Annotated in this window: 23 protein-coding genes and 1 riboswitch; of the genes, 10 read left to right on the forward strand and 13 right to left on the reverse strand. The window is 71.2% G+C overall.

Going from position 1 to position 23,512, the window contains the following annotated elements:
• Nucleotides 1-14: 14 nt before the first annotated feature.
• On the reverse strand, nt 15-1,361 hold the full coding sequence (locus O7614_RS15530; RefSeq protein ID WP_278139171.1) for a glycosyltransferase: 1,347 nt from the start codon (nt 1,359-1,361) through the stop codon (nt 15-17).
• Nucleotides 1,358-1,540, reverse strand: coding sequence for a hypothetical protein (locus O7614_RS15535; RefSeq protein WP_278139172.1), 183 nt, complete (start codon nt 1,538-1,540; stop codon nt 1,358-1,360). Before O7614_RS15535 ends, O7614_RS15530 begins: the two co-directional genes overlap by 4 nt.
• 628 nt (nt 1,541-2,168) lie before the next feature.
• On the opposite strand from O7614_RS15535, the gene O7614_RS15540 reads away from it, so the two are divergent.
• The 4 genes from O7614_RS15540 to O7614_RS15555 all read left to right on the forward strand — a co-directional run bounded on the left by O7614_RS15540 (nt 2,169) and on the right by O7614_RS15555 (nt 5,243).
• Nucleotides 2,169-2,483, forward strand: a complete 315-nt coding sequence (locus O7614_RS15540) for an L-rhamnose mutarotase (RefSeq protein ID WP_278139173.1) — start codon at nt 2,169-2,171, stop codon at nt 2,481-2,483.
• 229 nt (nt 2,484-2,712) lie between these two features.
• Nucleotides 2,713-3,090, forward strand: coding sequence for a hypothetical protein (locus O7614_RS15545; protein ID WP_278139174.1), 378 nt, complete (start codon nt 2,713-2,715; stop codon nt 3,088-3,090).
• A 186-nt stretch (nt 3,091-3,276) separates the two neighbouring features.
• On the forward strand, nt 3,277-4,458 hold the full coding sequence (locus tag O7614_RS15550) for a snapalysin family zinc-dependent metalloprotease (protein WP_278139175.1): 1,182 nt from the start codon (nt 3,277-3,279) through the stop codon (nt 4,456-4,458).
• Nucleotides 4,459-4,535: 77 nt separating this feature from the next.
• Entirely contained in the window at nt 4,536-5,243 is a 708-nt protein-coding gene (locus tag O7614_RS15555) for a hypothetical protein (protein WP_278139176.1), read from the forward strand.
• Nucleotides 5,244-5,267: 24 nt separating this feature from the next.
• Here O7614_RS15555 and O7614_RS15560 read toward each other — a convergent pair whose 3' ends face one another.
• A complete protein-coding gene (locus O7614_RS15560) occupies nt 5,268-6,104 on the reverse strand; it encodes a DUF3152 domain-containing protein (RefSeq protein WP_278139177.1) in 837 nt (278 codons plus the stop codon).
• A gap of 138 nt (nt 6,105-6,242) precedes the next feature.
• Between O7614_RS15560 and O7614_RS15565 the strand changes: the two genes are divergently transcribed.
• A complete protein-coding gene (locus O7614_RS15565; RefSeq protein ID WP_278139178.1) occupies nt 6,243-6,743 on the forward strand; it encodes a SigE family RNA polymerase sigma factor in 501 nt (166 codons plus the stop codon).
• On the forward strand, nt 6,740-7,501 hold the full coding sequence (locus tag O7614_RS15570; RefSeq protein WP_278139179.1) for a hypothetical protein: 762 nt from the start codon (nt 6,740-6,742) through the stop codon (nt 7,499-7,501). Before O7614_RS15565 ends, O7614_RS15570 begins: the two co-directional genes overlap by 4 nt.
• Before the next feature lie 31 nt (nt 7,502-7,532).
• Here O7614_RS15570 and O7614_RS15575 read toward each other — a convergent pair whose 3' ends face one another.
• Entirely contained in the window at nt 7,533-10,325 is a 2,793-nt protein-coding gene (locus tag O7614_RS15575; protein ID WP_278139180.1) for an ATP-binding protein, read from the reverse strand.
• Between the two features lie 336 nt (nt 10,326-10,661).
• The gene (locus tag O7614_RS15580; protein ID WP_278139181.1) at nt 10,662-11,360 is read right to left on the reverse strand and encodes an SDR family oxidoreductase; all 699 of its coding nucleotides are present in this window, start codon (nt 11,358-11,360) and stop codon (nt 10,662-10,664) included.
• A 149-nt stretch (nt 11,361-11,509) separates the two neighbouring features.
• Here O7614_RS15580 and htpG point away from each other — a divergent pair, with 149 nt between their 5' ends.
• Both htpG and O7614_RS15590 read left to right on the forward strand, forming a co-directional pair.
• A complete protein-coding gene (htpG, locus tag O7614_RS15585) occupies nt 11,510-13,438 on the forward strand; it encodes a molecular chaperone HtpG (protein ID WP_278139182.1) in 1,929 nt (642 codons plus the stop codon).
• 316 nt (nt 13,439-13,754) lie between these two features.
• A riboswitch (cyclic di-AMP (ydaO/yuaA leader) is annotated at nt 13,755-13,926 on the forward strand.
• The gene (locus O7614_RS15590; RefSeq protein ID WP_278139183.1) at nt 13,926-14,585 is read left to right on the forward strand and encodes a transglycosylase family protein; all 660 of its coding nucleotides are present in this window, start codon (nt 13,926-13,928) and stop codon (nt 14,583-14,585) included. Its footprint overlaps the riboswitch before it by 1 nt.
• An 89-nt stretch (nt 14,586-14,674) precedes the next feature.
• Here O7614_RS15590 and O7614_RS15595 read toward each other — a convergent pair whose 3' ends face one another.
• The 3 genes from O7614_RS15595 to O7614_RS15605 form a co-directional block, all read right to left on the reverse strand.
• Complete coding sequence (locus O7614_RS15595) at nt 14,675-15,010, reverse strand: hypothetical protein (protein WP_278139184.1); 336 nt, start codon at nt 15,008-15,010, stop codon at nt 14,675-14,677.
• Between the two features lie 122 nt (nt 15,011-15,132).
• A complete protein-coding gene (gene dinB / locus O7614_RS15600; protein WP_278139185.1) occupies nt 15,133-16,320 on the reverse strand; it encodes a DNA polymerase IV in 1,188 nt (395 codons plus the stop codon).
• A 57-nt stretch (nt 16,321-16,377) separates the two neighbouring features.
• Nucleotides 16,378-16,815: a VOC family protein gene (locus tag O7614_RS15605; protein WP_278139186.1), complete on the reverse strand. Its 438-nt coding sequence runs from the start codon at nt 16,813-16,815 to the stop codon at nt 16,378-16,380.
• 95 nt (nt 16,816-16,910) lie between these two features.
• Between O7614_RS15605 and O7614_RS15610 the strand changes: the two genes are divergently transcribed.
• Nucleotides 16,911-17,885 (forward strand): YafY family protein, encoded by a 975-nt coding sequence (locus tag O7614_RS15610; protein WP_278139187.1) that lies wholly within the window; start codon nt 16,911-16,913, stop codon nt 17,883-17,885.
• On the opposite strand, the gene O7614_RS15615 is transcribed toward O7614_RS15610, so the two are convergent.
• The 3 genes from O7614_RS15615 to O7614_RS15625 all read right to left on the reverse strand — a co-directional run bounded on the left by O7614_RS15615 (nt 17,780) and on the right by O7614_RS15625 (nt 19,685).
• On the reverse strand, nt 17,780-18,361 hold the full coding sequence (locus tag O7614_RS15615; protein WP_278139188.1) for a GNAT family N-acetyltransferase: 582 nt from the start codon (nt 18,359-18,361) through the stop codon (nt 17,780-17,782). The genes O7614_RS15610 and O7614_RS15615 overlap by 106 nt on opposite strands.
• Complete coding sequence (locus O7614_RS15620) at nt 18,358-18,900, reverse strand: N-acetyltransferase (protein ID WP_278139189.1); 543 nt, start codon at nt 18,898-18,900, stop codon at nt 18,358-18,360. The genes O7614_RS15615 and O7614_RS15620 overlap by 4 nt, the downstream gene beginning before the upstream one ends.
• Nucleotides 18,901-19,055: 155 nt before the next feature.
• On the reverse strand, nt 19,056-19,685 hold the full coding sequence (locus O7614_RS15625; protein ID WP_278139190.1) for a TetR/AcrR family transcriptional regulator: 630 nt from the start codon (nt 19,683-19,685) through the stop codon (nt 19,056-19,058).
• 109 nt (nt 19,686-19,794) lie between these two features.
• Between O7614_RS15625 and O7614_RS15630 the strand changes: the two genes are divergently transcribed.
• Entirely contained in the window at nt 19,795-20,439 is a 645-nt protein-coding gene (locus O7614_RS15630; RefSeq protein ID WP_278139191.1) for a class I SAM-dependent methyltransferase, read from the forward strand.
• A gap of 76 nt (nt 20,440-20,515) precedes the next feature.
• Here O7614_RS15630 and O7614_RS15635 read toward each other — a convergent pair whose 3' ends face one another.
• Nucleotides 20,516-22,096, reverse strand: a complete 1,581-nt coding sequence (locus O7614_RS15635; protein ID WP_278139192.1) for an FMN-binding glutamate synthase family protein — start codon at nt 22,094-22,096, stop codon at nt 20,516-20,518.
• 109 nt (nt 22,097-22,205) lie between these two features.
• A complete protein-coding gene (locus O7614_RS15640; protein ID WP_278139193.1) occupies nt 22,206-23,315 on the reverse strand; it encodes an N-acetylmuramoyl-L-alanine amidase in 1,110 nt (369 codons plus the stop codon).
• Between the last annotated feature and the right edge of the window lie 197 nt (nt 23,316-23,512).

Consider the following 23,512-nt stretch of genomic DNA (forward strand, 5'->3'; position numbering starts at 1 on the left):
CGTCGGTCGTGCGGTCAGGAGCTCAGCACCACTTCCACCTTCTTGCGGGTGCCCCAGCCGGTGCGCCAGCAGGTGGCGATGCCGTACCAGCGGATCGCCCGGAGTACGACCAGGGCGAACACCACCGCGACGGGCGTGAGGAGCCAGGTGCCCCACTGGTAGGCCGTCGACTGGTCCGAGCGCCGCACCGTCAGGTACCGGAGCGCCTGCCCGTACCCGACGATCAACGGCACCGCCACCAGCCACGGGATCGCCCGCGGATCGGGGTCGATGATCGGCGACAGGATCGCCACCGCCACGAACAGCACAGTTGCCACCACCGTGGCCGCCCAGCGCAGCAGGTGCAGCCACCACGCGATGGAGAGCAACGACAGGTACCGGACGCGCCACCAGGTTCTGATGAAGCTGCCGCGCATCCAGCGTAGGAACATCCGGCAGAAGTGCCCGGCGTTCTCCGGCATGAGGGAGAACGCGAACGCCGACGGCTGCTGCACGGTGCGGCCCCGCACCATGGCGAAGAGGGTGAGCAGGGAGTCGTCGGAGAAGGGCACGCGCCGGCCGAAGAACGTCTCCGTCAGATACGCCCCGAGGTTGTCGCGGACCACCGCGGCCCGGTAGGCGGCGATCGGGCCCGAGTTGACCCACACGCACCCGAACACCGACAACGACGACCGGTCGGTGAGCTGCCCGGTCACCAGCCACAGGTCGGTGAACCGGGTGAGGAAGCTGCTGCGGACGTTCGCGGCCATCACCACTCCTGCGACGGACTGCACCGCCGGATCGGCGAAGGGCTTCAACAGTTCCCGCAGGGCTTTCGGGTCCGAGATGGTGTCCGAGTCCACCGTCCAGTAGACGTCGGCTCCCGGTGTCGACCGCACCGCGGCGGCCTGGGCGTGCCGTTTACCGGCATTGGGCTGGATGTGCCAGGCGGCGATGATGCCGTGTACGGGTGCGACGTCAAGGAACCACCGCTTGATCGGCTGGTAGCCCTCGGTCAGCTTCGACCCGTCGTCCACCACGTAGATGGTGTTCGGTCTGCGGGTCTGGAAGATCATGGATTCGAGGCAGGCCCGCAGCGCGGCCGGATCCTCGTTGTACGCCGGCACGATACCCACCACGTGCAGAGCGTCGAGGTGCCCCTGCATCCGGTCGGTGACCACTGCGGGCTTCTCCAGGTAGGAGGTGCCGAGCTGCCAGATCAGCAGCAGGAACATGGCGGCGTACGCGAAGGTGAACCGGTGACCGCCTCCGTCGAGGGCACCGATCACGGCGAGGACGTGATGGGCGGCCCACGCCGCCGCGGCAGCCAGGACGACTGCCGCGGCGAACAGGACACGACCCCTCGTGACGCTCGCGGTCACTGGCCGACCGACTGCTTACGACGGAACGTCATCCGGATCATGAGGAAGCCGATGACGACGGCTGTCGCTCCGGTGATGGCGATGGTCAGCGGCAGGGGGAGGGCGTAGCTGCCGACACCGGCCGCGCCGCCGATCGTGACGACGCCCATACCGGTACGGGGAAGGCTGCCACCGGACATGATGAATCTCCGCTCTGTGAGGGATGGTGAAGGCTGTCGCGGCGACCGGTGCGACGTCAGTACCGCCCGGGTGCCGCAGCCCTGAACAGCGAATGTGACTGTGTGCAACGACGCGCTCACGTTTGCAAACAGAGCTGTCCCGGTCAATCTCGAAGGTCACGGGCGCGGCCGTCCGGTCCGGCCCGACGCGCCTTCCGCTAGCGGCGTGTCGGCGACGTTCGCATCGACCCCACCTCGTTTGACCTGCGCTTTCACCGCGTGACCGGCTCGGCGTCGTTGGTGGGCCCGAGAACGGGGTGCTGTCGGGTAGCCGTCAGGGCCGCACGTCGTCGTCGATAAATGGATGACGCATCGGGTTAACAACCGCTCGGGCGGGGCGGTCAGACCCGGAAGCCGTCGCGGCCCAGCCCGAGGGCGGTGACCTCCCGGATGGAGGCGTCGTCCTCGACCGCCAGCACGCGGCCTTCCCGCACCTGACGGTGGACCCGTCGCCATGCTGCGCGGCCGGTTGATCCCAGAGGCCAGGCAGCCTCTCGGCGAAGCACCGTCCAACCGCTAAGGTCGGATGATTTCGGCACCCCCTCGACCAGTTCCCACGAAAGGGCACGACGTGCAACGTCATGGCTGCGTGATCCGACTTCGCCCGGACCAGCGGGAGACCTACCTGCGGCTGCACGCCGAGGTCTGGCCGAGCGTCGAGCAGACGCTGCGCGACGCCAACTTCCGCAACTACACCATCTTTCTTCACGGCGACCTGCTGTTCGGCTACTACGAGTACGTCGGTGACGACTACGAGGCCGACCTGCGGTTCATCGCCGCCGATCCGCAGACGCAGGAGTGGTGGAAGCTGACCGACCCGTGTCAGGAGTCGATCGCCGAGCCCGGCTCGGGCGACTGGTGGGCTCCGATGCGCGAGGTCTGGCACCTGACCGACGAGGCCTAGTCAAACCCGTCGCCCCGCCCCCCACCTCGTCGATCATGGACTCGTGGTGCCCGTTGTAGGAACCGTTGCCCGGTATGTCACCACCACAACTCCATGATCGACGAGGTGGGGGGCGGGGGGCAGTGCTGGTCGACCTCGGCATGTCGTCGTTGCCCTACGATGGCGGTGTCGATGATGGACTCCGGCGGTCCTGCGAGCCACCGGATGCCTGGGCACCGCGGGGGCGACGGTGAACGACCGGACGAGTAGTGACGGCGCCGACAGGCCCGAGCGCGAGACCACACCGCAGCGCAGCGCCGGCGTCAGGGTGCTTGTCGCGCTCGCGCTGCTGGCGGTTCCGCTGCTGCCGATACTGTGCCTGTCTGGCCTGTCGATCGTTGTGTCCCTGGCTCCGTCCGAGCCCTGCCGGCCCCCCTTCGTGGTGGACCAGTCGGACTGCGGGCCGGAGCCGTTGGCCGTGTTGTCGACCTCGGTGCTGGCGGGCGGCTACGCCATCGTGGCCTTCGTGCTGGCGCTCAGAGTCGACCTGCCGTCCTGGGTGCGGATAGGTGCCCTGTGCCTGGCGCCGTTGGCCGCCGTCCCCCTTCTGCTGATGCTGTTCGTCTAGCCCCTGCCGGTGTACAGCACCCGCGCCGGCGCGGCGTTCGCTGCGGTGTGGTCGCTGGGTAACGGCCGTCGACCACGCCGGTATGACGCTTCCGCTATGACAGTTGTCGACCGCTCACGGCCTAACATCGACATATGTCAATGACCGGTGGCCGATGGTCGCCGGACGATCGCAGGGGAGCGCGTGATGTTCCGACGACAACTGCGACGCGTGGCGCTGGCCATGCTCGCGGCGACCCTGGCGGCAGCCGGGGTGCAGCTCACCACCGGAGCGCCGGCCGCCGCCGTCCGAACCGTCTACTACGACGCCAGCCGGACCGGCGAGTTCCGCACCAACTTCGACCAGGCCGCCCAGATCTGGAACAGTCGGGTCAGCAACGTCCGGTTGCTGGCCGGCACTCCGGCCAGCATCACCATCTACGTCGACGACGGCTGGCCCCGGGCGCAGCCGACCGGCCTCGGATCGGGACGGATCTGGATGGGCCGTACGGCCGTCAACCAGGGCTACGACCGCAACCGCATCGCCGCCCACGAACTCGGTCACATCCTGGGCCTGCCGGACCGGCGTACCGGCCTCTGCTCCGACCTGATGTCCGGCAGCAGCGCACCGGTCTCCTGCCGCAACGCGAACCCCAGCTCCGCCGAGGCGAGCCGGGTGAATTCGCTGTTCGCCGGCAGCCTGGCCGCACCGGCGAGCACCACGTACACCTGGGACGGCGCCTCCGACATCGAGCCGTTGGTGGTCGGCGGCCGTCCGGCCTCGGAGAACTACCCCTTCATGGTGTACGTCTCCGGCTGCACCGGCACCCTGATCAAGGGCAACTGGGCGGTCACCGCCAAACACTGCTCGACGCCGTCCTCGGTGCGGGTGGGCAGCATCAACCGCACCAGCGGCGGCACCGTGGTGCGGGTGACCCGGGCGGTCAACCATCCGAGCGTCGACGTAAAGCTGCTGCAACTGGCCAGCTCGGTCACCTACGCCCCGGCACCGATCCCGAGCACCTCCGGCGCGGTCGGCACGGCCACCCGGATCATCGGTTGGGGCCAGACCTGCGCACCCCGGGGCTGCGGCTCCGCCCCGGCGGTCGCCAACGAGCTGGACACGTCCATCGTGGCCGACAGCCGGTGCTCCGGCATCAACGGCCCGTACGAGATCTGCACCAACAACACCAACGGCAACTCCGGCGCCTGCTACGGGGACTCCGGTGGCCCGCAGGTGCGTCGCGTCAACGGGGTGTGGAACCTGATCGGCGCGACCAGCCGGGCCGGCAACAACAACTCCACCTGCGCCACCGGCCCGTCCATCTACGTCGACCTGCCCTCGATCCGATCGTGGATCTCGACCCAGGTCGGCGGCCTGCCGGTCTGACCACGGGAGACGCCGAGGCGGGGACGCGCAACACGTCCCCGCCTCCGGCGTGGCAGGGTCACCCACCCGATCCCACGATGCGATACGGTGCCTGGCACATCGACACACCGGAGGTGGCCGTCGTGCCTGCCGTCGTCGCCCTCGTGCTGACCCTCGCCCTCGCGCCCACACCGTCGCCGTCGGCCACCCCGGGTCCGGTCGGCGAACTCCTCGGCGGTGTCGGCCGGATCGTCGACGACCTGCTGGACGGCGACCGCCCGCCGAGCGTCACGCCGACCCCGTCGTCCACACCCGGCCCGCCGTCGTCCACCCCCCGGCCCGGTTCCGCGGTGCCCGTCGCGACCACCCCGCCCGCTGTGTCATCTGCCGCTGCCCGACCTCCGGCGGCACCCGCCCCGCCCGTCCGCCCCGGCGGTGGTGAGAGCACGGGCGGCGGCCAGGCCGAGGTGCCGGTGCGCGACGCTGACGCCCCCGCTCCGGTCGCCGCGCCGCCGGCCAACTCCACCCGCGACAGGTGGCCGCCCGTCTCCTACCTGCTGCTCCTGGGCGTCCTGGCGGTGCTGGCACTGCTGGTCCTGCGCCGCCGGCCGTCCGCTCCCGCCGCCGCGTCGATGTCCGCCCCCGCCCCCGCCCCGGCCCCCGCCCCCGCCCCCACTCCCGATCCCGATCCCGGTCCCAGTCCCGGGCCGGGCAACGTCAGCCGCCTGCCGACCAGCCTGAACGCCGTCTACGAGTTGGGCCGGCTGGACGAGCGGCTGGAGCAGGAACGTGGCCGCCGCACCTGAGGCATCGCCTCCGACCGATCGGGGTCAGTGCGCGGAATAGGCGCCCTCGCGGCGCGGGATCTCGTCGTCGTACGCCCCGACCGGCCCGCTGTAGCGGACCTTGCCCTGCGGGTAAGGCCAGGCGTTCGCGGCGCAACCGTGCAGCCCCAACGTCTGTTGCTGCATCACCGGCGCGGGTCGGCCCCGACCGGGGCACCGTTCGTGACCGAACCCGAGTTTGTGCCCCACCTCATGGTTGACCATGTACTCCCGGTAGGTGGCCAGGCTCGCCCCGTACCCGGGCACGCCCTTGACCCAACGCGCCACGTTGAGCACCACCCGACCACCGTTACGGCACGAGGTGTAGCCCTCCGGCTGGTCCTGGCAGAGGGTGTCGCGGGTGCCGGGAGTGGCCAGGTAGATGGTGAAGTCGGTCGGATCGTCGGCTCCCACCCGGCGCAGTCGCCAGGCCCCGCCGGCGGTCCAACCGCGCGGATCGTTCAGGGTCGCGGTGACCGCCGTGGCGATGTCCGCCACCGGTAGGCCGCGGATGTCGCGCTCCACGGCTACCCGGTACCGCAGCAGGGTGCCACGGCCGGTCCGCACCGGTGCGGTCTCGCCGGGCGCTGTCGCCCAGCGGTTCCCGCCGGAGGCGGGGTAGCTGATCGGGACGGCAGGCACGGAACTGGGAACCACGTCGACGACCCCGGTCGGCCCGCCGGTGGCGACCGGCGCGAGGTGCCCGTCGGGCGATGGTCCGGCGGCGACGGGATCGTTCGCGGGCCGCCCGGCGGCTGGCAGCCCGCAACCGGTGAGCAGCGCCACCACGAGTAGCAGCGTCGCCGAGGCGGAACGCCATCGGTGGGTAACCTTCGTCGACATGTCTCTCCCCTCGCGCGGCGCTCGGCGGCGGCGCGGAGGAGAAGACGGGTGACCGTGGCGAAAAGTTGATGTGACCCACCGCTCAACCTTTCGCCGACCTGACCCGTCCATAGCGGTGTGGCACGGGGGAGGTTCACGGTGGCGCGGGGCGACGCCGAGTTCGTCGAGTTCGCGCGGGCGGCGTCCGCGCGACTCGTGCACGCCGCGTTCCTGATGACCGGCGACCACCACCTGGCCGAGGACGCCGCGCAGACCGCCCTGGCCCGCACCTACGCGTCGTGGTCGCGGATCCACGACGACGACGCCTACGGGTACGCCCGTCGCACCCTGGTCAACCATCTGGTGGACGGGTGGCGGCGGCCGATGCGGGAGTACGCGACCGGCGAGGTGCCGGAGCAGCGGAGCGCGGACGTGGCCGACGGGGTCGCCACCCGGCGCTGGCTGATCAGCATCCTCGGCGCGCTCAGCCCTCGGGAGCGGGCCATCGTCGTGTTGCGCTACTACTTCGACCTACCGGAGGCGCAGGTGGCCCGGGAACTCGCCGTATCCGTGGGCACTGTCAAGAGCACCAGCTCACGGGCCCTGGAGAAACTACGCGCCGCGGCGCCGCGGCACGCCGACGAGGAGGCGCGCCGATGAGCGAGCTGGAGCAGCTCCGCCACGCCATGCGGGCCACCGAACGCCCCGGCATGGTCCTCGACCTGGCCGCCGTGATGCGCGACGGCCGACGGTTGCGTACCCGTCGGCGGGTCGCCGGAGCCGGGGCGGCGACGCTCGCCGCCGGGCTGGCCGCCGTCGTCGTCATGGTGGCCGTCGACGCCCGCACGGGCGAGCCGTCGACGCCCGATCGTCCACCGCCGGCCGCCGCCGCTCCGCCACCGGCCGGTGCCTCGCCGACGCCGGCGAGCTCGTTGGAGCCCACCTCACCGCCGCCGACAATCGGCGGCGACGTGCCCTCGCCGAAGCCGCTGGGCCAGGTGATCGACAGCAAGGTGCGCCACGGCGCCGACCAGCGGGTGTACTACGTCGTCCGGGTGTCCGTGCCCGGCGAGCCGAAGGTGACCATCGGGCTGGCCGCCGGTCGTCGCCTCCCGGACGGCATGCTGACCACGGACATCCTGGTCAACGACGTGGCGGGGGCTGACCGCAGCCCCGGGTTCCATCAGATCGGTTACGACGAGCGCGCGTCGGCCGCGTCGGTGCCCACCTTCGGCTACTTCGTCGGCCCGGCCCACCGCATCACCGGCATGGTGGACGGGCGGCAGGTCGATGCCCGCCTGGCGCGGTGGAGTGTCGACAAGCAGGTAGTGATCTTCTGGTTCGAGCCGACCACGCTGACCCCGGGGGAGCGGCTCGACGGCATCGTCGCCCGCGACGCCGCCGGTGGCCGACTCTGACGCCGCCGGCTGGTCAGCCGAGGTGGGTCACTCAGGCCGGGTCGTCCAGCCGACGCTCGATGGTCACCGTCGTCCCGTCGACGGTGGAGACCAGCCGCACGTCGCCGTAGGCGTTCATCAGCAGCGCGCCGCGGCCCCGGTCCATGGCCGGTCGCCGGTCCCGCCAGGTGCCGAAGTCCCGCACCGAGATCCGGACCAGACCGTCACCCACCTGGACCCGTACCCGCACTTCCGGACGGCTGGGCCGCTGTGCGTGCTCGACGGCGTTGTTCACCGCCTCGGACGCGGCCAGCAGCAGATCCTCCAGCACGTCCGGGTCGACAGTGAGGTCGCGCAGCGTCCGTCGGACATCCCGGCGCATCACCGCCGCCGAGGTCGGTTCGGACGGGTACGTCCAGCCGGTGTCCAGAACATCGCCCGATCCGTGGGGGTCGGCCGGAACATCGCGCACTGACGCGTCGGTCCCCGGCCGGCCGGTGATGCTCGCGGGCACGTCCGTCGACGGCCCCGCCGTCTCGGCCGCCAGCTCCCCGACCCCCGTTCCGGACCGTGCCGGTGGGGCGTCGACAGTCCCCGTCCCGGCCGTGTCGTCGCGGTCACGGGCCCGCCGGATGGCAGCCCGGACCCGGGCGATCAGCTCGGTCGCGGCGAAGGGCTTCACCAGGTAGTCGTCGGCGCCCAGGCTCAGCCCTTCCACGCTGGCCTCGTCGCCGGCGCGGGCGGACAACACCAACACGGGCAGCGCCCGGGTCACCGGGTCGGCGCGGAGCCGGCGCAGCAGGTCGAAACCGTCCAGCACCGGCATCATCACGTCGGTGAGGACCAGGTCGGGCCGTTCGCGGCGGACCTCGTCGAGGGCCTGCCGGCCGTCGGTGACGGCGCGTACCCGCCAGCCCTGCCCGCTGAGGAGCCGGCTGAGGTAGGCCCGCATGTCGGTGTTGTCGTCGGCGACGAGGATTCGTGCGCCGGCCAGCTCGTCCACGTACGGCCCGGAGGCGTGCTCGGGCTCGATCGGACTGTCGCTCGCCTCGGCGAGCCAACCGGCCGCCTCCTCGGCGGCGGCACGCGCCGCGTCACCCCGCCGGTCCACCGGCGGTCCGGTCACCGTGCTACGGCGTGTCACCGACCAGGGCAGCACCACGGTGAACGTGCTGCCGACGCCCACCTGGCTGGTCACCCGGACCTCGCCACCCTCCAACCGGGCCAACTCGTGCACCAGGGCCAGGCCGATGCCCGTGCCCTCGTGACTGCGCGAGCGCGTGCCCCGCACCCGGTGGAAGCGTTCGAAGAGTTTCGGCAGGTCCTGCTCGCCGATGCCGATGCCGGTGTCCGCGACGGTGAGACGTACCTCGTCGTCGTCGGCGTCCAGGCTGACCCGGATCCGGCCGATGAACGTGTACTTCAGGGCGTTGGACAGCAGGTTGGTGACGATGCGCTCCCAGTTGACCGGGTCGATCGTGACCGGCTGTGGCAGCGGCGGGCAGACCACCTCCAGGGTCAGCCCGGCCCGCTCGACGGCGGCCCGGAACACGCCGGCGAGTTCCGCGGTGAGCGCGGACAGGTCGACCATCCGGGCATCGCTGCGAGCGCGACCGGCTTCCAGGCTGGAGAAGGTGAGCAGGCTGTTGACAAGCGTCAGCAGCCGGGTGGCGTTGCGCCACGCGGTCTCCACCCGCTCGCGCTGCACGGGTGCCAGGGGTGCGGTGGCGTCGGTGAGGGCGTCGGCCAGTGGGCCGAGCATGAGGGTCAACGGGGTGCGGAACTCGTGGCTGACGTTGGCGAAGAAGTCGGTCTTCACCCGATCCAGCTCGGCCAGCGCCTCGGTCCGGCGCCGCTCCTCCTCGTACTCCTGCGCGTTGCGCAGTGCCAGGGACGTCTGCTGCGCAAGGAGTTGGTGGAAGGACCGGTACGCCTCGTCGAGCCTTCGGCTGGGGCTGACCCCGGCCAGCAGGACACCCAGCGGCTGGTCCTCGTCGCCGGAGGGCAGCGGCAGCGCCAGAGCGGTGTGGGCCGGGTCGTCCCACGCGCCGGCGGGCAGTGGCATCCGGTCGGCGACGTCGGACACCTGGACCGGACGACCCTCGGCGGCGTCCGGCAGCCCCCAGGCGCGGGCGACCGAGCCCGGGTCGAGCAGGTCGACGGTGTCCGGCAGCGCGCCCTGGTCGCCGCCGGTGTGGGCGAGCCGCCGCAGGGACGCCCCGTCGCGTAGGTAGATGGCGGCGAACGGAACGTCCAGCGGGTGACCGCCCATCGCGTCGATCAGCCGTGCGCCGGTCGCGTCCACGCCGACGGCGCGACCATCACCGAGAACGGACAGGTCGCGCAACAACCGCAGCCGACGTTCGTCGACCACCTGCTCGGTGACCTCGCTGCACACGGTGAACACGCCGACGGTGCGGCCGTCGTCGTCGCGGGCCGGGGCGTGCGAGACGCTGAAGTACGCCTCCTCGCGGTAGCCGGCTCGTTCCAGCAGTAGCTGGAGGGCGGGGACCCAACTGGCCACCCCGGTGGTCATGGCCTGCTGGATCAGCGGGGCGAGCACGTCCCAGCCCTCGGCCAGGGTCACCCGCACATCGTCGCCGAGCGCGGCGGGGTGCTTGTCACCGATCAGGGTGGAATACGCGTCGTTGTAGAGCTGGGAGAACTCCTCGCCCCAGAGCAGCAGCATGGGGTACCGGGAGGACAGGACCAGCCGGACCGCGGCGCGCAGGCTCTGCGGCCATCCGTCGACCGAGCCGAGCGGCGTGCGGGCCCAGTCCAGCGCCGCCATCAGCCGACCGGTGTCGCCGCCGCCGCTGAACAGGTCAATGCTGGGTCGTGTCACGCTCGACCCGGCCCCATCGCAAGCCCCCGTTCCGGGCCCGACGACCCCTGCTGGCATTACCTACCCATCCTGGCACCTCTACTCATCTGTGCCGACGCCGGTACCCACCGTCGAACCGGCGGCGGTACAGGACGAACGACCGATGCCCAATGCGTCGGTATCTGTAGGTGTCTCGGGCATCTGACCCTCGGCTCACCGGCACCGAGGACCCGTCGCGGCAGACCAGCTTCGTGACCGACGACGTGGCGTTGCGGGCGGGCTGACCGCGTACCGACGAGGACGGGCCGCCGCCGGTCGAACCGGCGGCGGCCCGTCCTGCCGACGCGGCGTCGTGGGTCAGGGAAGCTGCGGGTAGAGCGTGGCCACGCCGCCGGCCAGCCCGGCCTGCACCTGCCGGCTGGTCTGGTCGGTGACGATCTCGTACGCGTCGGCTTCGATGCCGTCCACCCCGAGTCGGGCGATCACCGCCGGGTCGGACTTCGGGCTGGTCACCGTCGCGGCCATGTCGGTGTCCATGTAGCCGACGTGCAGGCTGGCGACCCGGACGCCCCGCTCGGCGAGCTGGACGCGCAGCGCGTTGGTCATCGCCCACTCGGCGGACTTGGCGGCGCCGTAGGCCCCGTGCTTCGGGAAGTTGATCCAGGACAGCGCGGAGAGCACGTTGAGGATCGTCCCGCCACCGTTGCCGGCGATGATCGGAGCGAACGCCCGGACCATCGACAGGGTGCCGAGGTAGTGGGTCTCCAGCTCCTGCCGGACGAGGCCCAGGTCGCCGTCGAGGAGATCGGTGCCGGTGTCGATGCCGGCGTTGTTGACCAGCAGGGTCACGTCCCCGGCCAGCTCGGCGGCGGCGGCCACCGAGGTCGGGTCGGTGATGTCCAGGCGCACCGGCGTCACGCCGGGCAGGTCCACGCTGTCCGGGTTGCGGGCACCGGCGTAGACGGTGGCGCCGCGGGCGAGGAGTTCGGCGGCCAGGTGGCGGCCGAAGCCACGGTTGGCGCCGGTGACGAGGGCGGTGCTTCCAGAGATCTTCATGGCGGTCACGCTATCCCACCTGACTTCTGTTAACCAAAGTCAGCTAGGTCACAGCGGCACCCCCCTCAATCGGGAATGCGACCCGGATGCGGCAGCACCCCGGCCGGTGACTGCTCGTATCCTTTCCGCGAAACCCCGCACGAGCCGAGATGGGAGACGGTGTGAGCAACCAGGCCGAAACGTTGGAGTTCCAGGCCGAGGCGCGTCAGCTCCTCCAGTTGGTGGTCCACTCGATCTATTCGAACAAGGACGTCTTCCTGCGGGAGCTCATCTCGAACGCGTCCGACGCACTGGACAAGTTGCGACTGGCCACGCTCGTCGACAAGGACCTCGTCGCCGACACCGACGACCTGCACGTGACGCTCGAGGTCGACAAGGAGGCCCGCACCCTCAGCGTGCGCGACAACGGCATCGGGATGACCCGCGACGAGGTCGTCCAGTTGATCGGCACCATCGCCAAGTCGGGCACCGCCGAGCTGCTGCGCCAACTGCGCGAATCCGCCGACGCCCGCGCCTCACAGGACCTGATCGGTCAGTTCGGCGTCGGCTTCTACGCGGCGTTCATGGTCGCCGACCGGGTCACCCTGCTGACCCGCAAGGCCGGCGAGACCGGCGGCACCCGCTGGGAGTCCACCGGCGAGGGCACGTACTCGATCGAGGCGGTGGACGAGGCACCGCAGGGCACCACGGTGACCCTGCACCTCAAGCCGGCCGACACCGAGGACAACCTGCACGACTACACCGCCGAGTGGACCGTCCGCGACATCGTCAAGCGCTACTCCGACTTCATCGCCTGGCCGATCCGGATGACCGTCGAGCGCCCCGGCGCCGACGGCGAGGCGGCCACCAGCGAGGTGCAGACGCTCAACTCGATGAAGGCGCTCTGGGCGCGGCCCCGTGACGAGGTCGACGCCGCCGAGTACAACGAGTTCTACAAGCACGTCAGCCACGACTGGGCCGACCCGCTCGAGGTCGTGCACATGAAGGGCGAGGGCACCTTCGAGTACGAGGCGCTGCTCTTCCTGCCCAGCCACGCCCCGCTGGACCTGTTCTCCCCACAGGGCCGCCGAGGCGTCCAGCTCTACGTCAAGCGCGTCTTCATCATGGACGACTGCGAGGCGCTCGTCCCGACCTACCTGCGCTTCGTCAAGGGCGTGGTCGACGCGCACGACCTGTCGCTGAACATCTCCCGGGAGATCCTCCAGCAGGACCGGCAGATCCAGATCGTCCGCCGCCGGCTGGTCAAGAAGATCCTCGCCACGGTCAAGGACCTCAAGGCCAACCACGCCGAGCGCTACCGCACCTTCTGGACCGAGTTCGGCGCGGTGGTCAAGGAAGGGCTGATCGACGACACCGACAACCGCGACACCCTGCTGGACATCCTGTCGGTGGCCTCCACCCACGACGCGACCGAGCCGACCGACCTGGCCGGCTACGTGGCACGGATGAAGGACGGGCAGAGCGACATCTGGTACGCCACCGGCGAGTCCCGGGCCGCCATCGAGAACTCTCCGCACCTGGAGGCGTTCCGGGCCAAGGGCCACGAGGTGCTGCTGCTGACCGACCAGGTCGACGAGGTGTGGGTCGAGCGGGTCGGCGCGTACGACGGCCGGCCGCTGCGGTCGATCGCCAAGGGCGAGATCGACCTGGACACCGACGAGGAGAAGAAGCAGGCAGAGGCCGAGCGCGAGCAGCAGCGACAGGAGTTCGCGACCCTGCTCGACTGGCTGGGTACCACCCTGAGCGACAGCGTCCGGGAGGTCCGGCTGTCGTCCCGACTGACCACCTCACCGGCCTGCGTCGTCGGCGACGCCCACGACCTCACTCCGACCCTGGAGAAGATGTACCGGGCGATGGGGCACGAGGTGCCTCCGACCAAGCGGATCCTGGAGATCAACCCCGGTCACCCGCTGGTCTCCGGGCTGCGCAAGGCCCACGAGCAGGGCAGCGACACCGCCGCCCTGACCGAGACCGCCGAGCTGCTCTACGGCCTGGCGGTGCTCGCCGAGGGCGGTGAGCTGACCGACCCGGCCCGCTTCACCCGGACGCTCGCCGACCGGCTGGCGCGCACTCTGTAGACGGTCGACCCTCCGGCCGGCGGGCCGCCCTACCAGGGGCCCGCCGGCCGATCCGGCGTCCGGCGTCGAGTTTCCGATCGCCAACGGACACGTCGATTTTCTGGCGAGCGACACGTCGATCCGCTGCGCCGCCCCGTGGTCATGTTCCTTCACGACGCCTGATCCGAAACGGTCCACTGTGATCCCTGCACAGTGTCCGACCAGCCGCAACCGCTGCGGGCGGCGCCCCGCGTACCCCGGTGAAGAACTTCACAGGGGTTGGGCGATCGTCACCGACCGTGCCTAACGTCGGTCGGGTTCGCCACTGCGGACACCACGGCCGGCAACGCCTAATCCTGCCCCCGGCCGTCGGAACCCAGTCACCCGGGCAGGAGCGGGGGACCCACGTTCCTCGGTGCACGTCACCTCGGGGTGAAGCCGCCACCGCGCGGCCGGGCTCCTCGGCCCGAACCCGACAGCTCACCTCGCCGGCGTGGAGGAAGCTCACATGACGTCTGTCTACACGCCCCGTCATCGACGGGTCACCACCCGCCGTCTCGCCGTCGGCACCCTGGCCGTCGGCGCGGTCACCGGCGCCGTCGCCCTCTTCGGCCCGACCGCCCCGGCGCAGGCCGCGGTCAACTGGGACGCGATCGCCCAGTGCGAGTCCGGCGGAAACTGGAAGATCAATACCGGCAACGGCTACTACGGCGGTCTGCAGTTCTCGCAGAGCACCTGGGCCGCTTACGGCGGCAAGAAGTACGCCGCCCGCGCCGACCTGGCCAGCCGCGGCGAGCAGATCGCCATCGCCGAGAAGGTGCTCGACGGGCAGGGCATCGGCGCGTGGCCGACCTGCGGCAAGAAGGGCGGCTCGTCGGGCGGCTCGGCCACGAAGTCGACCAAGCCCGCCACGAAGTCGTCGACGAAGTCCACCGGGAAGCCCACCGAGCGGTCGTCGCGCGGCGAGCAGCCGGCGACCCGTAGCCACGAACGCACCGCGCCGCCGGCAGGCGGCCAGACGTACCTGGTCAAGCCGGGCGACACGCTCTCGGAGATCGCCGACGCGCACCAGGTGTCCGGCGGCTGGCAGGCGCTGTACCAGCACAACCGGCAGCTGATCGGGACCGACCCCGGTCTGATCTTCCCGGGGCAGAAGCTCAGCCTCTGACCGTCCGCACACGAACGCTCGGCCGGGTCACCGGCCGAGCGTTCGTGTGTACGGTGCTGGTCAGCCCGGGTGGTCGGGCCGGCTTCGGGTCACGCCGCCGAGGCGGACGCCTTCGGCGCTCGACGCGACGCCACCGGGCCGGCATTGCGACCCCAGCGAGAGGCCGCCACCTGGTCGGTCCCGCCGTCGATCGTCAACTCGACGGCGTCAGAGGCACCGCGGGACAGGCGCAGTGAGTGCTCGGCGCCCTGGCGGGCGGCGCACGGCCAGGCCTGCCCGGCGCACTGCAGGTTGCGGCAGTGGTCCTCGTCGTCCGGCTCGTGGGCGCTCAGCACGTCGACCGCCAACTGCCAGAGCAGCGGGTCGGTCACGTCGTGCGGGCGCTCGGCGCTACGGCTCACTCGGTTGCTGGTGTCGTCGGACATGCTGGTCCCCCTTGTCAGGCTGTACCCCTCAAGGGTCACCCGTCAGTCGCTGGCTAAACCGCCGACCTGCTGTGATGTGTCTCCGGTCGCAACCCCTCGCGTGGACACCGCACGCAGATCGGTCAATCCGGCAGCAGTGGCATCTCGACGCCCGGCTCCCGGCCGAGCAGCACCGCGCGGGTGAGCGCCGTCGAGCCGAACCGGTCGCGGACCGCGTCCACCGCGGCGTCCAGCTCCGCGCCCGGGTCGCGGTGGAACGGCAGCTCCGGCTGCACTGGACTGTCGTCCAGATTGCCCACCGAGACACCGATCAGCGTGACACCACGACTGTCGATCTCGGGCTGGGCCGACCGCAGCAAGGCGCGCGCGGCGGCGAGCAGCGGAGTCGTGTCCGCGGTCGCCTTGCCGATGGTGTGCGAGCGGGTCGCCCGGCTGTAGTCGCCGAAGCGCAGCCGCAGTACCACAGTGCGTCCGGACCGCCCGGCCGCCCGCATCCGGCGGGTGACCCGGTCGACCAGACCGGCGAGGATGGCGTCCAGTTCCGCCGGTGCATGCGGGGTACGGCTCAACGCGTGTTGAGCGCCCATCGAGCCGCGTCGCCGACCGACCTGCACCGCGCGCGGGTCACGGTTGTGCGCCAGGGCGTGCAGGTGCCGCCCGGCGCCGGACCCGAGCAGCGACACCAACGCGGCCTCGCCGAGCCGCGCCACCTCGCCGACGGTACGAATCCGATGCTCCCGCAGCTTCGCGGAGGTGACCGGGCCGACGCCCCACAGCCGCTCGACCGGCAGCGGGTGCAGGAACGCCACCTCGGCGTCCGGTGCGACCACCAGCAGCCCGTCCGGTTTGGCCACCCCGCTGGCCACCTTCGCCAGGAACTTCGTGCGGGCCACACCCACCGTGATCGGTAGGTGGACCCGTTCACGAACCTCCCGACGCAGCCGCGCGGCGATGTCAGCCGGTGGCCCGACCAGCCGACGCAGGCCGCCCACGTCCAGGAACGCCTCGTCGATGGAGAGCCCCTCGACCAGTGGCGTGGTCTGCCGGAAGATCTCGAAGACCGCTCGGCTCGCCGCCGTGTACGCCGCCATCCGGGGCGGCACCACGATCGCGTCCGGACACAGCCGGCGCGCCTGCTGGCCGCCCATCGCGCTGCGGACGCCCCGCGCCTTCGCCTCGTAGCTGGCGGCGAGGACCACGCCTCCGCCGACGATGACCGGCCGGCCGCGCAGCCGCGGGTCATCGCGCTGCTCGACCGACGCGTAGAAGGCGTCCAGGTCGGCGTGCAGGATGCTGGCGCCGGGCGACACGTACACATGTTCGCATGGCACCCGGCGGGCACGGCAGTGAGCTGGGCGAACGGCCGCTCAGTCGAGGCAGAACTCGTTGCCCTCCGGGTCGGCCATGACCAGGTGACCGGCGCCCAGCGGGGGAGCGGGCTCGTGGCGACTGAGTCGGGTGGCGCCGTACGAGGCGAGCCGCTCGGCCTCCTTCTCCAGGGCCGCCATCCGCTCGTCGCCCTCGAGCCCGGGTGCGGCCCGCACGTCGAGGTGTACGCGATTCTTGACCTGCTTGGTCTCGGGGACCCGTTGGAAGAACAGGCGTGGTCGCGACCCCTCGGGGTCCACCACCGCCGACGCGTCGTTGCGGTTCTCCGGCGGCACCCCCATCGCGTCGAGCGCCTGCTCCCACGACTCGAAGTTCCCGGGTGGGCCCTGCACCTGGTAGCCGAGAGCCTCGGCCCAGAACGCCGCCAACCCCGCAGGGTCGGCGCAGTCGACGGTGATCTGCACGTCGCGGGCCATGTCAGTTTCCCATCTCGTGATCTCGGTCGGTCATGGGCCAAGCCTCTCCCAGATAGCGGACAGAAACGTTCCGCATTTCGTGCAACGATCGGCGGGTGACCGTCGAGGCGACGACCGAACGGGTGCTGCGGTTGCTGGCGTTGCTCCAGCGGCGGCCATCCTGGACGGCCGCAGACCTCGCCGCCGAGCTGGGTGTCACCGACCGCTGCGTGCGTCGCGACGTGCAGCGACTACGCACGCTCGGCTATCCCGTGCACGCGGTGCCGGGGGTCGGCGGTGGCTACCAGCTCGGTGCGGGCAGCCGGCTGCCGCCGTTGCTCCTCGACGACGAGGAGGCGATCGCGACGGCGGTCTCGCTGCGCCTCGCCTCGGGCGGCACGATCGCGGGGGCGGGTGAGGCGGCCCTGCGGGCCCTCGCGAAGCTCGACCAGGTCATGCCGGCGCGGCTGCGTGCCGAGGTGCGGGCGGTGCACGGCGCCACCGCGACGCTCGTGGGCCCGGTGACCGAGATCGACGCGGAGTTGCTGGTGACACTGGCTCGGGCCTGCCGCGATGCCGTGCGGGTGCGATTCGCCTACGAGGCTCGCACCGGTGGGCAACACGAGCGGACGGTCGAGCCGATCCGGATGGTCACGACCGGTCGTCGCTGGTATCTGATGGCCTGGGACGTCGACCGCGACGACTGGCGGACGTTTCGCCTGGACCGAATGGGTGCCGCGGTCGCGACGACCTGGCGCTTCCGGGCGCGCGAGCACCCGGACCCGGTCGCCTTCGTGCAGCGGGCCGTGACCGAGGCGTCGTACCGGTATCTCGCCCGGGTACGGGTGCGCGCGACGTCCGACCAGGTACGGGAGTCGGTGCCGCCCCAGGTGGGGCGGGTCGAGGACGACCGCGACGGGTGGTGCGTGCTGGTCGTCGGCGGGGAGCGCCTGGACTGGCTCGCGGCGCACCTCGCACGTCTGAGTTACGAGGTGGAGGTGCTGGAGCCTCCGGAACTGCGCGACGCCGCGGCGCTGCTCGCCCGACGCCTCGCGGTGATGGCCGGCACGGCGTCGCAGGACAGCACGTAGTGACGCAGTGACACCGCGCTGCCGTCTGGTGCGGTCCACGGTGCGGTGCTGGTTCCGGCGTACCGCCAGCCGGTGCGCTCGTACAGGGCTGCGGCCGCGGCACCGTCGGACGTCACCTCGAGCGACAGATCGATCCGACGTGCGCTCGCCCACTGCCGAACCCGGTCCAGCAGGGCACCGCCGAGCGCCGACCCTCTGGCCCTCGGCACCACGAAGAGACGTGCCACCTCGGCCGTCGGCCGGGCCGGCGGCGTGCCCGCCCGCGCCGGCACCACCCGGTGCACCGCGACGTGCCCGACTATCGACGTGTCGTCGACCGCGACCCAGGCGTCTGCCGGGCGCGGCTGGCGTAGCCAGCGACGCGGGTCGGCGGGCCAGTTCAGCGGGTACCTGTCGACCCGGTGGACCTCGGCAAGCGCCGCGACGCATCCGTCGAGGTCAGCGGCGTGCCGTCGGCGAATGCGCGGTGGGGTCACAGGTCGTCGAACGGGCGTGCGTAGCGGAACTCACCCCGGATCGAGTCGCGCCACGCCCCCAGCGGACGGGCCATGAAGTACTGCGGCCCCCACGGCTGTGGCGGGGTGACGCCCAGGTCGACGGCGGGCCCGAACCCGAAGCGCGGGTAGTAGTCGGGATGCCCGAGCAACACCACGAGCGGCTCGTCCCGCGCCTCGGCCGCGGCGAGCACCGCGTGCATCAGCGCGCTACCGACGCCACGCCGCTGCCAACCGGGCAGCACGCCGAGCGGCCCCAGGCCCAACGCCACCGGCTCGCCACCCACCCGGCCACGGGTGGCCACCACGTGCCCCACCACCTGGCCGTCCGAATCGACCGCCACCAGGGAGTACGCGGGCAGCCAGCCCTCGTCGGCGCGCAGCGCGTCGACCAGTGTCGCCTCCACCGGTACGCGGTCGCCGTCGCCGCTGTCGTTGCCGTCGCCGGTGTTGGCGAACGCGGCGGCGTGCACCGCCCGGATGGCGTCGACGTCAGCGGGTGTCTCGCGTCTGATCAGCACCGCGCCACGATACGGGTGTTCCTGGCGGCGGCTCCACGCGTTTATCCCGCTGAAGGCCGACGCCGGCGTGCTCGGCCTGTTGATTCGCGTGCCGGCAGCCGCGCGACGGATGCCGTGCGCTGCGTGGCGTGCCGTGCCTGCTCAACGAGCAGCCCTCAACGGTCGAGTTCCGCGTCTGCCGCGCCCGGCTGCTCCTGGCCGGGTGGTGCCCCCGGCTGTCCCTGGCCTGCCCTGGTGACCAGCGCGTCCAGCAGTGCGGGTGTCACAGGTTCACCCGTCACGAGCACCCGGAAGTGGATCGGCCCGACCGCCTGGTCGACGAGGAGGTCGACGTCGGCCTCGGCGGGCAGCTCCCCCCGTGCCGTTGCCCGGTCGAACGGCACTCGGTCGCGGGCGCGCAGCTGCGGCAGAACCTCCGCGCGCAGCCGGGCGGCCAGCTCCGGATCATGCTGGGCCTGACCGACCAGGGCCCGGAACACCGCGCCCGAGTCGGACACCTCGAGGAAGCGGACCAGCTCGTTGAGGTGGGCGCGCAGGTCGGTACGGAAGGCGCCGGTGTCGGGCAGCGTGAGCTCCTGGGCGCTGTCGGCGGTGAACGCGTCGACCAGGATGTCGGTCTTGGAACGCCACCACCGGTAGATCGTCTGCTTGGCGACGCCGGCCCGGGATGCGATGCCCTCGATGGTCACCTTGGCGTAGCCGATCTCGGCGACGAGGTCGTCCGCCGCCTGGAGCACGGCCTCGCGGGCCGCCTCGCTCCGGCCGTGCCGGTTGCCGCGATGCATCAGGCGCTCCTTCCCGTGAGACGTCTTTCCCGTGAGGAGTTCAAGTCTTCCGAGACGTTACAAGATCCGGGACTTTACTAGACGCAACGTTGCGTCTAGTCTATCGGCCATGACGACGACACTGCACGACCCCGCCGTCCGCGACCTGATCGCCCGGCTGTTCACCGAGGCCGAGCGCGACGATGCACGCTCGCCAGGCCGACCCGCACCCACGGTCACCCCCCAGGAACGCTCCGACCTGCTTGAAGACGTCTACATGCCGATCTCGGCTCGCGGCGGCGACCTGCTCTACGCCCTGGTCCGCGCGGCCCGACCGCAGACGGTGGTCGAGTTCGGCACCTCGTACGGAATCTCGACGCTCTACCTCGCCGCAGCCGTGCGCGACAACGGGATCGGGCACGTCACCACGACCGAGCTCAGCGCGACCAAGGTCAAGGCGGCCCGCGCCAATATCGAGGCGGCCGGGTTCAGCGACCTCGTGACAGTGCTCGAGGGAGACGCGTTGACCACCCTCGGCACGGTCGGCGGCCCGATCGGCCTGGCGTTGCTCGACGGCTGGAAGGAGATGTGCCTGCCCGTCCTGCGCCTGATCGAGGACCGGCTCGCCCCGGGCGCCCTGGTCGTCGGCGACGACTCCACGTTCGGGTCGATGAGCGACTACGTGACCTACGTCCGAGACCCGGGCAACGGCTACGTCAGCATCGACTTCCCGGTCGAGGATGGCATGGAGCTCAGCTGCTGGACGGGCCGCTGATCGAAGAGGCCAACCTGAGCAGTTGACGCCGGGTCGTCAGCGGGCCGGGACGGGTCAGGCGTGGTTCCGTCGCTCGTCAGCCGACGGCGGTGGCGGACGGTGGGGCACTGCCACCTTGCGGTGCCTCCGGCGTCATCAGTCGCACGATCTCCGCCTGGTCGGCTGCCGAGGGCAGACCCCAGTGCCGCTGGTAGCCGTACACCTCGTGCAAGGGGGTGGAGCCGGTGCGGCCGTCCAGGATCTCCACGGCGTCCGTGTCGATCAGGCCGGGATGCTCGACGCCGCAGGCCTCGGCAACCTTGACCAGGTCGCGGCGTAGCGTCCGTAGGTAGTTGGCCGCCCGGACCGACTTCAACGACGGGTCCAGGCCCCGGGCGAGCCACGTGTTCTGGGTGGCGACGCCGGTGGGGCAGGTGTCGGTGTGGCACTTCTGTGCCTGGATGCAGCCGATCGACAGCATCGCCTCCCGGCCGACGTTGACCATGTCGCAGCCGAGCGCGAAGGCGACGACGGCGTTGTCCGGCAGGCCGAGCTTGCCGCCGCCGACGAAGACCACCTGTTCGTGGAGGTCGTGCTCGGCGAAAATCTTGTACACCCGGCTGAAGCCCTGCTGGAACGGCAGTGACACGGAGTCGGTGAAGATCAGCGGCGCGGCGCCGGTGCCGCCCTCGCCGCCGTCGATGGTCACGAAGTCCACACCGCGTCCGGTGTCGCGCATCAGGGTGGCCAACTCCTGCCAGAAGCCCAGGTCGCCGACCGCCGACTTGATACCGACCGGCAGGCCCGTCTCGGCGGCCAACAGTTCGACCCAGTCGAGCAGGCTGTCGCAGTCGGAGAACTCGGCGTGCCGCGACGGGCTCACGCAGTCCTGCCCGGCCGGGATGCCGCGGGTGGCGGCGATCTCGGCGGAGACCTTCGCGCCGGGCAGCAGACCGCCGAGGCTCGGCTTCGCGCCCTGGCTCAGCTTGATCTCCAAGGCCTTCACCGGTGCGCCGGCAACCAGCTCCTTCAGGCGGTCCAGACTGAACCGGCCCTGCTCGTCGCGGCAGCCGAAGTACGCCGTCCCGAGTTGGAAGACCAGGTCACCGCCGTTGCGATGGTACGGCGACAGACCGCCCTCTCCGGTGTTCTGCAGGCAGTCGGCGAGCGCCGCTCCCTTGTTCAGCGCGGCGATGGCGTTGCCGGAGAGCGAGCCGAAGCTCATCCCGGAGATGTTGACCACCGACTCCGGGCGGAACGCGTGGGCCCGTCCTCGGGCGGCGCCGAGCACCTTCGCGCAGGGCAGCCGTACGTCGTGCCCGGCGGTCGGTGTCGACGGCGGAACGGCCCGGCCGAACGTGCGGTGCTTGATGATCGGATAGCCGGGGGTGTACTCGATGTCGTTGTCCGTACCGAAGCCGAAGTAGTTGTTCTGCTGCTTCGCCGAGGCGTACACCCAGCGGCGCTGGTCGCGGGTGAACGGCCGCTCCTCGTTGTTGCCGGCGACGATGTACTGCCGAAGCTCCGGCCCGATCGCCTCCAACACGTAGCGGGCGCGTCCGAGCACCGGAAAGTTGCGCAGCAACGCGTGGTCGCGCTGGATCAGATCCCGCGCGGCGAGTGCCACGACGGCAGCGGCAGCGGCGGCGGCGGGTACGGCTCGACGGGCCCATGTCATGCCCGGCACTCTTTCCGCCCGCACGTCGGCTCAAACCGCTCACCGGCGCGTTCGCGCTGGTGGCTGGGCCGGCGGCGGCGCGGGTCGAACCCGCACCGCCGCCTCGGGTTCAACGGCGGTGGTACGACTGGCGGACCGACCCGCCGACGATCGTGCACCACGTGCTCGTGCTGAGCTTGCCGTTGCGGGGTAGGCCGTGCAGCGCCTGCAGGTCCTGCACCGCGGCCCGGGTGGCGTGGTCGTACGCCCCGGTGACGGTGACCGCGTACCCCTTGGTGGCGAGCATCTCCTGGACGGCCGTGACCGGAGCACCAGTGGCGTGCTGGTCCAACTCCGGCGCGAGGGTCTCCCAGGTCGGCGGGGTGAGGGTGGCGTCCACGTCCACCGGGATGCCGTTGCGGGCCTGCCAGTCCTGCACGGCTGCCACGGTCGCGGCGTCGAAGGTGCCGCTGACCGTCACCGCGTAGCCCCGGTGGACGAGCAGGTGCTGCACGACCCGGACGGAGGGGGAGTTGACGAAGCGCCACAGGTCCGGCCAACGGCGTGCCGGCACGTCGCCCAGTTTGGTGCCGAGGGCGGTGTGCACCCGCCGGCGCAGCTCCGGGAACTGGCGGTAGAAGGCGGCTCCCGGGCACTCGGTGGTGCGGAAGTCCCAGTGGCCGAAGATGTCGTGCGCGTGCAGCCCGTACTGTCGACAGATCGCGACGCAGAGCTTGACCAGGGAGTCGGCCAGCGCCTTCGGCGGCGTCTCGGTGACGTAGGTGCCCTCGTTCTCGATGCCGATGGCCCGACCGTTCTCGCCGGGGCAGTGCGCCGAGATCATCTGCCGGTCGCCGGCTTCGAGTCGCTCCAGGCTGCCCCGGCGGCCCTCCAGCACGTAACCGCCGCGACTCACCGTGAAGTGCTGGCCGGTGTCCGACCAGCCGTTGCCGTCCATGTGCAGGTCCTGGCAGTCGTGGGCCAGCTTGACCGCCTGCTCGCGGGAGTAGTCGGTGACGTTGGGGAAGGCCATGTGATGCACGATGATCTTGTTGGTGGAGATGGCGCTGACCGACAACGGGTCGTTCGGCGGGCGGGCACCCCACTCGTCGCAGCTGATGATCCAGTCCAGGTCGGTGCCGGGGGCGGCCTGCGCCGAGGCGGGGAAGGCGAGTTCGCTCCCGACGACGGCGACTGTGGCGGCACCGAGGCCGGCCCGCAGCAGCGTCCGGCGATCCATTTCGGAATGGTCGACGTGCATGACATCTCCTCCTGCGGCCCACGGCGGGGGGATGAAAAGTAGCTCCAGTGGCCGCACGCACTCCGGAGAATATTGCCAAGACTCGTCCGCGCGCTAGACCCCGTCCAACCAGGCCGGCGTTTCCCCGCGAGCCGGTGGGGGTAGGTCGAGGACTGACCGTCCCGGCTGCCCCGTGA

Source organism: Micromonospora sp. WMMD961 (assembly GCF_029626145.1).
Lineage (GTDB): Bacteria > Actinomycetota > Actinomycetes > Mycobacteriales > Micromonosporaceae > Micromonospora.